We start from the raw sequence: 12945 nt of genomic DNA on the forward strand, positions 1-12945 counted from the left end.
ACTAGCATTGCTTTCGCGGAAAAAAAGAAAATATCATCATAAATATTGCAATACGTCGATTTAACCCTTGATTGTTGCGACAGCTTTTTGCATTGTATAGGTGCACGATTCGAAAAATACGATTAAAAATTGGGATCATCCATGTCAAATCTGCTTTTAGGAAAAAGAAATACATACCAAACTTATCGAGTGGGTGTGTTGCAAGAGCGTTTAAGACATACAAGTAGTTATGAAGAGTGGAAAGAGCTTGCTTTAAAATTAGATCAGGAAATGGGGACTGAGGCATGGAAATATGACAATGAATCACCTTATTTCGATGCTGAAATTCTGTCTAGGCGACACAACCTGTTAAAGAAATATCGAACACAGCATCGCACATTAGATTTAATGTACGTGTTGCGAGAAGGTTTATCTTATGATTTTGCCAATATCGGGCATCCGATGTTGTTTGCTGAAACCTATATTGGCACGAAAAAAATTATCGAAAACTATGTAGAAGAAGTAAGTGAATGCTTCCGCTATTTATCATCAAGTGAATGTATAACGTTCCAGCTTAAAGAAAAAATCCAGTTTTTTGAAGAATGCCAAAAAGCCTATGGCCAACCTGCATTGATGCTGTCTGGTGGTGCGACATTGGGGCTATTCCATACGGGTGTTTGTAAAGCACTATTAGAGCGTGATTTGCTCCCCAAGGTTATTTCTGGTTCGAGTGCAGGGGCAATCATGACGGGAATGCTCGGTGTCTCTTTACCAGACCAGATTCCAGAGTTACTCACTGGGGAACATTTTTTTCATAAAGCATTTCGTTTTAGAAAAATTATAGAGTTGATCAAGGGTAATGGTGGCATTGCTGATGTGATGTACTTAAAAAAATTCTTGGTACAAAACTTAGGCGATGTGACGTTTGCCGAGGCTTATCAGCGTTCAGGATTACATATCAATATTGCTGTCGCCCCGTATAATACCGCACAAAATCCGCGCATTTTAAATGCTTTAACAGCACCTCATGTTTTAGTCTGGAGCGCTGTGCTTGCTTCATGTGCGGTTCCTGTCCTATTTCCACCAGTGCATTTGACCAGTAAACGCTATGATGGACAACATACGCCGTATATGTCGAATACCAAGTGGGTAGATGGCAGTATGCGCAGCGACTTCCCTCAAGAAAAAATGGCAAGGCTGTATAATATTAATTACACCATTGCGAGTCAGGTAAATCCACATATTGTTCCATTTATGCAAAGTGATTCTGCGCGATTCCGTCGTGATGTGTTGAGTTGGCCTGAACGAATTATCAGGCATCAGGGTAAAGCGGTGGCGATGGATGTGATGGATTTAACACGTAACTCTTTGGGAAGCTTTTTCCCTATACGTCGCGCGCTTGATCATGGTTATGGTATTTTAGGGCAGCGCTATTATGGTGATGTCAATATTATTGCCAAATATGGTTTAAGACATTATAGCTATATGCTACAAAATCCACGTCCAAAACTCTTTCAGGTTTTACAGCAAGAAGGTGAGCGTGCGACATGGCCTAAAATTGCCTCAATAGAAACCCATGCACGCATTGGTAAAACCATTGAACATTGCTTAGCATCATTGCGAAAGCAGGAAGAAAAGCAGCAAAATGAGTTCTACTACGTGGATCTTTGATTCAAATATCCAACCTGATGAATTAAAGCTTCGTACTAAAAGTCAAAGCTATGCGTATGGTCGACGACTATATACTTTTCAAATGGGTCAGGAGATGTATTGGCTTAAATTCCATTTAACCAATACCAACCCGATTTTACAGGCTGCTTTTCAACATGAGTTAAGTTTCTATCAGTCGTGTTCATCCGATAACGCTTCGTTTCTTATTGATCATCGGATTATTTCTTTGGCACAGCAAAGCTCAGTTCTTCGTGATTTAGGCGAGGGGATTGGTTTAGTCGTATTGGATTCAGTTCCTTTTTTTACTGATTTGAATCCATGCCAACCACTTGAAACAATTAAACAAATGATCCAGCAAGCTTTATATGCGCTTGGTGAATTACATCAAATGGGATGGATTCATGGGGATTTAAAGGTTGAACATTTCCGATTATATAAAAATACATGTCGATTGATTGATTTCGAGCAAAGTCTGCAATTGCATCATGAAACTCATAATTTGAACGCAACACCACACTATATGGCACCTGAGCTATTTCATGGCAAAAATAAATCAGTGCAGAGTGATTTATATGCTTTGGGAATTATTCTATATGAATGGTTGACTCAGACCAAACTGAGAGCAAATAGCTATCACGATTGGGCCGTATTACACTGTCAGCAGCTGCAACTTCAAGTTTCCAAGCAATTGGAGCCATTTTTGCCATTATTAAAAGGTTTGACTCAAAAACATTCTGAGCAACGTTTATGTTCTGTTCTAGATGCACAAGTCTTGTTAAATGATATTAATCTGCTGCAAAAATAAACATAAATAATTGATTTGAATATTATATGTTCATTTAAATGGGTTTTTTCTCAGAAAGACTTGTCATAAAGCTGCTTTCTCACTAATATGCATAGCCATCGGGGGCGTGGCGAAATTGGTAGACGCACTGGATTTAGGTTCCAGCGCCGCAAGGTGTAAGAGTTCGAGTCTCTTCGCCCCCACCAAATTTAAAAAGCAAGAGTATCTTGCTTTTTTTATGGTTAAATCAGAGATGAGTTAATCATGAAGTTATAGAGGATTGGTGTAATGGTAGCATGACGGTCTCCAAAACCGTTCGTCAAGGTTCGAGTCCTTGATCCTCTGCCAAATATGAAAGGAACTTTTTTAAAGTTCCTTTTTTTATTTCTGTATTTTTTCATTTGTATATGAAAAAAGCATTAGCCTTGAGATGCATAGTTTTTTATAAAAAAGGACTTGTCAGCAGAAAGGTTTATCACTAATATACACATCCATCGGGGGCGTGGCGAAATTGGTAGACGCACTGGATTTAGGTTCCAGCGCCGCAAGGTGTAAGAGTTCGAGTCTCTTCGCCCCCACCAAATTATTAAAAAGTAAGAACTTACTTTTTGAAGATTAAGTCAGAAATGAGTTAATCACAGCGTTATAGAGGATTGGTGTAATGGTAGCATGACGGTCTCCAAAACCGTTCGTCAAGGTTCGAGTCCTTGATCCTCTGCCACTTTGCAAGTATGCAATGTAAATAAAGAAAGGCTTAAATCAAAAAGGTTTAAGCCTTTTTTGTTGTGTATTTAATCGTGCTGTTATTGTTTCAAGAGGCTACATACATGGTTTTAGCCTCTAAATTGTTATAACGTATTGAGTTAAATTGACATATCAAGATCATCATATTCGTGTAAGGTTTTCCCTCGTTGAATGTGTTCTTGATAATGTTGAGCGCGTAGTTGATCTAGTTCTGAACCAGATACGCCATCTTTCCAATAACCTGCAATACGTACGTCATTTTTATCAAACTGTTTATCTTCAACGAAAAAATGACGTAATGCTCTTGCCTCATTGCGTTCGCATGCCGCCCAGATCGTTACATTTTCATAGTTTTCTAGTTGAAATGCTGCTTTTAATAGGAGGCCTTTTTCTAGAGCGTGATGATCTTTATGCAATAAGTGGATCTGAATCTGATCGAGATTGGGGAAGTCACAAGCAATATTTTTTTCAGCACTTTCTATATAGATATCCGCACTGATGCCATGTGGCCAATGTTTAAGTATCGAATAAACAGCGGGAACAGCCGTATCATCTGCAAAAATAACAACATGCTTTTGAGATGAGAAATTTGGAATAAAATGAGGTCTTGGTCCAATTAGTCCAATTTTTGTGCCGACTTGTGCTGAATTAAGCCACTGCATCGCAGGGCTTAAATCTTCATGTTTGACAAAATCAATTTCAATTTGAGCATTTATTGGATCAAAAGAACGGATCGTATACACACGAGAGATGGGTTGACCGGCTGCGTGCTGAGCAACCAGTAAACGAATTGCCAAATTTGGAGACTTCCAAAGTTCTTGTTGGGTTGTATGTATCGTGCCCTGAATTCGGATAATGGATGGAAAGGGAGCTTGGATTGAAACAACGGTCATCTCCAGCTGTTCCATATCTTGTAAATGGTCTTTCTCTTTCAGTAAATTACTGGATTTTTGTTTCGATTTCTCTGCTATTTTTGTCATTGATATAACCTAAGTTAAACGATCATGATAGGTGTTGTGAGGTGAAGTAATCACAGTCTTTATTTACTAAGATAGCGAAGTGCTCCATAATTGTAAATGATAATTGTTATCAATTGTGTTTGTAGAGTTGAAATATTCTCCGTAAAAAGTCTTTAAATGAGTTTTCTTTTTAATTTATATATTTGATATTAATAATTTATTTTAATAAATAATATTCAGAGTCGCGTTCATGTTGATTCATTAATTAATAATTAAAAATGATTATCATTTGTATTATTTTACTAAGCTATCAAACCTCGAACAAAAAAATATAAGAGATAAGATTTTTAATGGTTACTTTGACAATCCATTTTGAGCTATCTGGATCAAAATCAATGATGCCTTAAAGGATCATTTTCCAGTATTTTTATCACTTTATTTTTGAATGTTCGATTTGAAAGTATGAAATAGAAAATATGTTGAGGATTGAACTGTATGCAAAAAGATTTAAATCAAGATTTACTAAAATTTAATAGTAAAAATATAGATTTAGAGAATTACCTGAAAAAAATTTATGAAAATATATCAGGTAGAAACTCGAATAAAACAGCATTGATATTCAATGGTCAGCAGATCAGCTATGCTGAAGTAGGGCAGAATGTCATTAAGATTGCTTCTGCATTAAAAAAGCAGGATTTAAGAATAGGATCAGTGGTCGCAATCTGTTTGAGAAAAAGCCCTGAACATATTTATACCGCTTTAGCTTGTGCGTTAACGGGGATGATTTGGTTACCGATTGATATGGATTCACCATCATCAAGGCTTCGTTATTTACTCTTAAATAGTCGTGCTGAGATTGCGGTCAGTGACTCGTTGGTAGAAGGTATACCGAATTTAAATATCAATGAGGCCTTACTCAATACCATCGTATGTGATCCAGAATGGCGTTATGAGATCAATCGTTTACCATCGTATTATTTATATACGTCTGGCAGTACTGGTATGCCGAAATGTGTTGTATTAAACAATTTGGCAACTGCAAATGTACTCTCGCATACCATCGCAGAATGGAAGATCAGTTCTGACGATGTCGTTATAGCGATAACACCTTTTCACCATGACATGTCTGTGTTTGATGTATTTGCTACCATGGCTGTTGGTGCAACGTTGATTGTTCCATCATTTGAACAGAGTAAAAATGCTCTGGTTTGGGCCGAGCTAGTAGAACGATATAAAGTCTCGATTTGGAGTAGTGTTCCAGCGATTGTGGATATGTTGGTCAGTGTGACCCGCACTGAGCAACTACAGTCGCTCCGTTTAATCGCGCAAGGAGGTGACTATATAAAACCTTCGCTAATATCCAAGTTAAGACAACAATTGCCGAATGCGCGCTTATTTTCATTGGGTGGTCCTACAGAAACCACAATTTGGAGTATATGGCATGAAATTAGTGATACGGATCAGGCGGTTATTCCTTATGGCAAAGCATTAAAGAACAATCAATATTTTATCCTAAATGAAAATATGCAGCCTTGCCAAATGGGTGAGGTGGGCACCATGTATATGGTGGGGATGAATTTATCAAATGGATATTTACGTGATGGAAAGCTTGATTACCAAGATTTTATGGAAATTCAAGTCAATGATAATGAGAGACAAATTGCATTTCGTATGAGTGATCAAGGCTATTTCAGAGCTGATCAAAATATTATTTTTGCTGGGCGTCAAGATGGCTATTTAAAGATAAAAGGCGTGAGAATTTCGGCTGTTGAAGTTGAAAATACTTTATTGAAGAATCCGAACATTCATCACTGTGTTGTGGTGGGGTGTACGCATCCAACCACTGAAACCCAGGAGTTGGTAGCGATTTACACATTAGCAGATCGTAATAATAGTACTGAGTTAAATGGTTTAGAATTAAAGCGTTTTTTAAAAGCTTATTTGCCTGACTCACATATCCCATCTAAATATTTAGCCGTCGATCATATCCCATTAACCCGAAATGGTAAGGTTGATCGAAAAACGTTGCAGACATCGGCTCAAGATCAAATTTACTCGTCTTCTGCAAAAGCGCAATCTAGATTTGATAATGTTGGAAATTCTGTTTTGATGATTTTTCGTGAATATATCGATGAAAATAAAGATGAAAAAATGGATATTTTCTATAGAAGTGAGATATTGGATATTGGAATTAAGCCGAAACAACTGATGATTATTGCACAAAAGCTTTCTCAAAAGCTTGATACACAAATTGATTTCTATACTTTGATCTCATGTAAAACGGTTCAAGATGTTGTGAATCGAGTACAGCAGCAAATAAATTCTTAGATCATTTTGCAGTAGCATGAATGCTCGTTTGAGTAGCCTTGAATTGAAAAGGATCGCAATGTGCTTAAAAGCTGGATGGGTAATCCGTTCTTTTAAGCACACGATTGCGGTGATACGTTTTATACGAAATTTAGATTTCTGCTAAGGTTGCATTTATTTTTTCGCAAATACTTTCAACAAGTGGAGTGGGAAAGCGGTGCGCTTGATAGGTGATAATCATACTAAGTTGATGTTGCCCATTAATGACATTTTCCATGATTTCAAAATGTAAGCCGAACATAGATTCCTCGCGTTCAGGCAAGATTTGACGGTAAGGAATATCCCGCCCATGCGGTGCTTTTAACGCACCATTTAATGCATTATTTGAATGAATATGGATAAACACATCGAATAATAATCCTTCGTCGGCATGCATGCCTAAAGCTTTTTGTATATGGTTAATCGGGATATCCGCATATGCCATTGAATCATTAATCATGGTACTAATATTTTGAAGTAATGATTGGAATGAGTCTATTGGATTAAATACAGTACGGTGAGCAACCATTGTTGTGAAGTAACCCACGGTATCAAAAAATTCAGGATCAGTTCGTCCAGATGCAGATGTACCAATCACGATTTCTTTGAGTTGTCCTTGTTTATGCAAAGCATCTGCGATAGCGGTATATAGAACTGTAAAAATAGAAGCGTTTTGCTGTCTGGCAAATTTAGCAAGCTTGTTATGCATTTCTGATTCAAACTTGAGTTCTAGCCATTTGACTTGAGGTGTTTTTTCCGAAATATCAAACGCTTGATTTGGAGTGGCGAGTTGTAATCCTTTGGTTGCATCCTTTAGCATATCTGTCCAGTAATTAATGTGATTCTGATTGATCCCTTGTTTCTGTTGAAGCAACGAAAAATCATGGATTGTGTGAGCTGGTGCTTCCCACATAGGTGTTTTTTCATTTGAACGAGCAAGATAAGCATGTCTGAGGTCTGACATAATCGTGTTTAAAGACCACTCATCAATGACCATGTGATGGACTAAAAATGATAATGTTTGTCGACCTTGTGCATTCCGAAGTAAGCGTATTCTGATTGGTAGCTCATGGCGAAGATCAAATTTATATGAGGCTTCATTTGCAAGCGTGATGTTTTTGCTTTCATTACTCCCCCAAAACCATTTTTTTTGATCCAACGCTGAAATTGGGACAGTCTGTTGATAGGTCTGTCCATCATGAGTATGGAATGTTGTACGCAAGCCTGCATGTCTCTCCACAACATCTTTAATTGCTTGAAAGAAGATACCTTCATCTATTTCTTCCAAAAACTCTACTGCAAATGGTAGGTTATAAATTGGACTGAAATCGAAACTTGAATATGCTTGCCAAAGAAAATCTTGAGCCAGGGTAAGCGGAGCTTTTGCTTGATTTTTTAATGTATTGGTTTTAATCCTATCGGTTTTGATGACGGCATAGGTTGCCAAACCTGCAGCAGATGGGGATTTAAAGAAATCATTAAATCGAATTTCAATCCCATGTTTGTTGAGTAAATTCCCAATAATCCGTGTTGCTAATAATGAGTGACCACCAAAATCAAAAAAGTCATCATCTAGAGTCAGCTCAGGCTCGGCGAGTGTATTTCTAAACTCCTCCAAAATGACCTGAGAAACGTAGCTTTGATCAGTTTCTACCTGAGTTTCTGTCTTGTTTTCAACAAGATGATTTGGTATTTCAATTTCAGTTAGGGTGAGTGAAACGTTGTTTCTTGAGTATTGTAGGTATTTATCTTTTATTGCCTCGATGAAATTGGCTGTTTGATAGCATTGGTCGAGAATGGGGTGAAGGATTAAAAGCAGAAAAAAACCTTGTTCAGTATCAAAAATATAAGTTGAAAAAGGTGGATTGATTTCAGCATTCCAAACTTGTGCTTTCAATAGTGTTACTTGGTCAAATATTTCTTCAAGCTTACTATTTTTAAGTTCTAAGCAAGCTGACCAATCATCAAACTGATATTTATATAAATCACCGTCATCGCTAAATTTATAACGAACATTCAAATCAGGTGTAGTTTCAACAATTTCTCGAATTGTTTTGCTGAGAAGTGGAAGATTAGATTCTTGATTTAGCTTCCATAGATTAAAGTGACGAGCTACTTGCTCTGGTTGTTGTAATTGCAACATCCAGATGCGCTCTTCGTAGTCACTAACAGGCATGAGAGATGAAGTTTCGGAAAGTTGTGCCAACATAAGTGAATCCCGTTTTATAAATTAAACTATTTTGATCATTTTTCATTTCGCAAATTTTAGGCATCAGATTAAAGTTTATATAATTCATGATGTTATTTATTTGCATACGTGTAAAATCCCCAGATTTTGAATGAATTGATCACCGCCTCAATGCTTTACATGTGGTAACAGGGGTTACATTTTACTTAAAACATACTATAATTGATTCTCATTTACATCAAGATTATCATTTTTAATAATAGCTGTAACAATAATCTACATCTTGCTAGTTATTTTATAAAACATTGATTAGTAAAGAAATTATTTTAAATTGGGACAGTTAATACCGCTTGAAAATGATTTTAAAGACCCATGAATATTGATCTTAATTCATTGTTCTTGGGAGAGCTTGCTATTTACTTACGACAAAATTAAGGAATTTTCATGAGAATATTCAATCATGAAAGGTCAATAAACACATTAAATATTGAACATATTTTCAATCATCATTTTTGTATGCAGCTCGATTTGCGATTCTTTTCAGCTTTATCGCGTATTAGTGGGGCATGCCCCTAATGCAACTGGGCTTATTCTGTCTTTTTATTGTTTTATGCATCGGTTCATTGTTGCTCGGTGCTGAGCAAATTGAATGGTCTGCCTTGCTTTCATTTTCTGGAGATAGCTGGCTGACGCTCACAGCAAGCCGTATACCTCGTTTGATTACGATTGTGCTAACAGGTATTGGATTGTCAGTGTGTGGTGTCATTTTACAGCACATTGTTCGTAACAAATTTGTTGAACCAGGAACTTCAGGTGGTTTAGATGCGGCCAAATTGGGTATTTTGGTATCGTTAACTTTAGTTCCAGTGACGAGTACGTTCAGTAAGATGCTGTTTGCGATGATTTTTAGTTTTATCGCCAGCTTAATCTATATTGCGATTATTCGCCGTATCCGTTTTAGAAATACGGTATTAGTTCCTGTGATCGGTTTGATGTATGGCAGTGTGCTGAGTGCATTAGCTGAGTTCTATGCTTATAGCACCAATATTTTACAAAGTATGCAAGGGTGGCTTATGGGGGATTTCTCAAGAATCGTCCAAGGTCATTATGAAATCATTTACATCATTTTTCCGATTGTTTTATTGACTTATTTGTTTGCTCATCGCTTTACCGTGATTGGAATGGGTGAGGAGATGGCCTCGAGTTTAGGATTGAGTTATGCCGTTATGGCTGCTACAGGATTAATACTCGTTGCGATTACTGTGTCAACAACGGTCATTACTGTCGGAGCAATTCCTTTTGTTGGGCTCGTTGTTCCAAATTTAGTTGCACTTAAATACGGTGAAAATTTATCTAAAACCTTACCAATCGTCGCATTAGGTGGTGCTTCATTATTATTGCTTTGTGACATTATTGGTCGCTCAATCATTTATCCCTTTGAAGTTCCAATTGGGCTAACGGCTGGAGGTGTCGGAGGCGTTATCTTCCTGATCCTTATTTTGAGAGGGCTTCGATAATGCGTATGGCGAAGCTATGGATCGTTTTTCTGATAGTGCTGTGTCTAGCTCTAGTGTTTGTATTCCTAAATTCGGGATTGGATTTCGATTATGTCATTCCTAAACGACTTGTTCGTCTTGCAACAATTGTTCTAGGCGGTATTTGTGTTGCAGTTTCCTCGATCGTTTTCCAGACAATAGTTGGTAATCGTATTTTAACCCCTTCAATTATGGGCTATGAAGCGATTTATTTATTCTGGCAGGTTTTACTGCTGTTTGTTCTCGGGACGCACGGATTAACCCTATTGGGGTTAAATGGCAACTTTTTTATTTCTCTTATTTTAATGCTGCTCTATTCGTGGGTGATTCATAAGTGGTTATTGCCATTCGGTCGAAACGATGTCTTTTTGCTATTGCTACTGGGTTTAGTTCTTACGATGGTCGTTGGAACGATTACTCAATTTATTCAGCTTAAAATCAGTCCAGGGGAGTTTTCTGTTTTCCAAGGGTTTAGCTATGCCACGTTTAATCGCTCCCAACCAGAAACACTCTTTTATTCTTGTTTAGCTGTAGCAGTGGTTTTATGGCTGGGCAGAAAAACATTGCCTGTGCTGGATGTTCTAGTTTTAGGTCGTGAGCAGGCGAAATCACTTGGAGTTGACCATCATCGTTATGTCAGCTTTTATTTGGCAATGATCGCGATTCTGGTCGCAGTATCTACAAGTTTGATTGGCCCTACAGCATTTATGGGCGTATTTGTTGCAAATATCGCCTATGCATTGGCGGGCAATTATAAGCATAAATTAACCTTACCCCTCGGATGTGCAGTCACGATAGCCATCTTTATTGCGGCTCAAATTTTGGTTGAGCATGTTTTCAATTACAAAACGACTGTCAGTATTCTGGTCAATCTCGTATGTGGTATCTATTTCCTTACGCTGATGGTTCGTGCCAGAGGTGTTACATGATTCAGGTCAAGAATATTCATAAATCCTATGGCGCAAAGCCTGTACTTTCTAACGTAAATGTTGAGTTTCCTACACAGCAAGTGACGTCACTGATTGGTCCAAATGGTGCGGGAAAATCGACTTTACTCATGATGATGGCACGTCTAGTTGAACCAGATAAAGGTGATATTTTTTTAAATAATCAAAATATTGCCAATATAAGTACAGCGGCATACGCCAAGAAGATTGCAACTTTACGCCAAGCCCCAGGATTTAATCTGCGTTTAACAGTAGAGGAATTGATTTCATTTGGTCGATTCCCATATAGCCGTGGCGCTTTAACTGAGCAAGATCATCAAATCATTGATGATGCGATTGCATTCCTTTCTTTAGAGCCATTACGCAAATCTTATATTGATGAAATTAGTGGCGGTCAACGGCAAATGGCTTTTTTAGCGATGACGATTGCCCAGCAGACAGACGTACTTTTATTAGATGAACCCCTAAATAATCTCGATATGAAACACGCCGTTCAAATTATGCGTGCATTGCGACGTTTATGCGATGAACAAGGTCGGACGGTGATTTTGGTGATTCACGATATCAATTTTGCCACTAATTACTCAGACCATATTGTCGCATTAAAGAACGGCAAACTTCATTTTAGTGGACCAACAGAACAAGTCATTACAGAGGCGCAATTAACGGATCTGTATGAGCTTGATTTTGAAATTACATACAGTGAGCGTGGCTGTATGTGTAATTACTTCAACTCATTTGGAGCTTGAATAAAGATGAACTGGAAAAGAAAGTATTGGGGTTTAGCCCTAATCATAACAGCGGCTATAACATTACAAGGATGCGATCAAAAAGCTGCTGATACTCCCCAAAATGTACAGAAGTTAGCAGCACCGATCACGGTGAAGCATATGCTTGGAAGTACAGTCGTTGACTATCTTCCGCAACGTGTTGCTGTACTTGATATGAATGAAGCTGACTTTCTGGATCAATTAAACATCCCGATCCTAGGGATGCCAAAAGATTATGTTCCGCACTTTCTGGAAAAGTATAAAAGTGATAAGCAAATTCAAGATTTAGGTGCAATTGTACAGCCTAATATGGAGCGAATTTATGCACTTAAACCAGATTTGATCTTGATGACACCATTGCATGTTAATCACTATCAGGAGTTATCTAAGATCGCTCCAACTATTCATTACGACATTAATTTTAATGATAGTGAGAGTAATCATATCAATCTCGTTAAAGATCATTTGATGACTTTAGGTCAAATATTCAATAAAGAAGATTTGGCTCGTGAGAAAGCATTGGAACTTGATGCGGAAGTGAAGCAAGTACAGTCAGTGACTGCCAACCGTCCTGAGAAGGCACTGGTCGTTTTACATAATAATGGTGCTTTTAGCAACTTTGGTATTCAGTCTAGATATGGCTTTGTTTTTAATGCATTTGGGGTAAAGCCAGCGAGTAAGGCTAAAGATACAAGTTTGCATGGACAGCCGATTTCGAGCGAATTTATTAAACAAGCAGATCCAGACATTCTTTACATTGTCGATCGAACTGCCGTGATGGAACGTCGCTCAACAATTAATGCTGCAACTGTAGAGAATCCATTATTACGTCAAACCAAGGCTTGGAAAAATGGTCGCGTTATTTTTGTCGATGCGGATGCGTGGTACACCACCGCTGCAAGCCCAACCTCACTCAAAATAGTGATGGATGACGTGAAAAAAGGCTACCAATAAGCTGCATCAAGAATAGCTGAATAAGATTTTAAAAGCATAAGTTTTCACTATTTTACTTGGTATTTCAA

Annotated in this window: 9 protein-coding genes and 4 tRNA genes; 11 read left to right on the forward strand and 2 right to left on the reverse strand. The window is 37.7% G+C overall.

The features are described 5' to 3' along the window. Nucleotides 1–141 precede the first annotated feature (141 nt). The 6 genes from F927_RS11230 (at nucleotide 142) to F927_RS11255 (ending at nucleotide 3155) form a co-directional block, all read left to right on the forward strand. Entirely contained in the window at nucleotides 142–1650 is a 1509-nt protein-coding gene (locus tag F927_RS11230; protein WP_005084723.1) for a DUF3336 domain-containing protein, read from the forward strand. Further along, nucleotides 1625–2455, forward strand: a complete 831-nt coding sequence (locus F927_RS11235) for a protein kinase domain-containing protein (RefSeq protein ID WP_005084726.1) — start codon at nucleotides 1625–1627, stop codon at nucleotides 2453–2455. The genes F927_RS11230 and F927_RS11235 overlap by 26 nt, the downstream gene beginning before the upstream one ends. A gap of 100 nt (nucleotides 2456–2555) precedes the next feature. After that, a tRNA-Leu gene (locus F927_RS11240) sits at nucleotides 2556–2640 on the forward strand. A gap of 68 nt (nucleotides 2641–2708) precedes the next feature. After that, nucleotides 2709–2782, forward strand: a tRNA-Trp gene (locus F927_RS11245). Nucleotides 2783–2930: 148 nt separating this feature from the next. Then, nucleotides 2931–3015 (forward strand) — tRNA-Leu (locus tag F927_RS11250). A gap of 66 nt (nucleotides 3016–3081) precedes the next feature. Then, nucleotides 3082–3155 (forward strand) — tRNA-Trp (locus F927_RS11255). Nucleotides 3156–3297: 142 nt separating this feature from the next. On the opposite strand, the gene F927_RS11260 is transcribed toward F927_RS11255, so the two are convergent. Continuing rightward, nucleotides 3298–4158 (reverse strand): siderophore-interacting protein, encoded by an 861-nt coding sequence (locus F927_RS11260; protein WP_005084728.1) that lies wholly within the window; start codon nucleotides 4156–4158, stop codon nucleotides 3298–3300. Between the two features lie 474 nt (nucleotides 4159–4632). Between F927_RS11260 and F927_RS11265 the strand changes: the two genes are divergently transcribed. Next, a complete protein-coding gene (locus F927_RS11265; protein ID WP_005084729.1) occupies nucleotides 4633–6465 on the forward strand; it encodes an AMP-binding protein in 1833 nt (610 codons plus the stop codon). Between the two features lie 130 nt (nucleotides 6466–6595). Here F927_RS11265 and F927_RS11270 read toward each other — a convergent pair whose 3' ends face one another. Beyond that, on the reverse strand, nucleotides 6596–8692 hold the full coding sequence (locus F927_RS11270; protein WP_005084730.1) for a condensation domain-containing protein: 2097 nt from the start codon (nucleotides 8690–8692) through the stop codon (nucleotides 6596–6598). 554 nt (nucleotides 8693–9246) lie between these two features. On the opposite strand from F927_RS11270, the gene F927_RS11275 reads away from it, so the two are divergent. The 4 genes from F927_RS11275 to F927_RS11290 are packed head-to-tail and all read left to right on the forward strand — an operon-like array spanning nucleotide 9247 to nucleotide 12877. Beyond that, a complete protein-coding gene (locus tag F927_RS11275; protein WP_005084732.1) occupies nucleotides 9247–10188 on the forward strand; it encodes an ABC transporter permease in 942 nt (313 codons plus the stop codon). Beyond that, nucleotides 10188–11135 carry an iron chelate uptake ABC transporter family permease subunit gene (locus F927_RS11280; RefSeq protein WP_005084733.1) on the forward strand — a complete coding sequence of 316 codons (948 nt, stop codon included), beginning with the start codon at nucleotides 10188–10190 and terminating at the stop codon, nucleotides 11133–11135. The genes F927_RS11275 and F927_RS11280 overlap by 1 nt, the downstream gene beginning before the upstream one ends. Then, entirely contained in the window at nucleotides 11132–11902 is a 771-nt protein-coding gene (locus tag F927_RS11285) for an iron ABC transporter ATP-binding protein (RefSeq protein WP_005084735.1), read from the forward strand. The genes F927_RS11280 and F927_RS11285 overlap by 4 nt, the downstream gene beginning before the upstream one ends. A 6-nt stretch (nucleotides 11903–11908) precedes the next feature. Further along, nucleotides 11909–12877 carry a siderophore ABC transporter substrate-binding protein gene (locus tag F927_RS11290; protein ID WP_005084737.1) on the forward strand — a complete coding sequence of 323 codons (969 nt, stop codon included), beginning with the start codon at nucleotides 11909–11911 and terminating at the stop codon, nucleotides 12875–12877. Nucleotides 12878–12945: the final 68 nt, after the last annotated feature.

The organism is Acinetobacter haemolyticus CIP 64.3 = MTCC 9819 (assembly GCF_000369065.1).
In the GTDB taxonomy this organism is placed as follows: domain Bacteria; phylum Pseudomonadota; class Gammaproteobacteria; order Pseudomonadales; family Moraxellaceae; genus Acinetobacter; species Acinetobacter haemolyticus.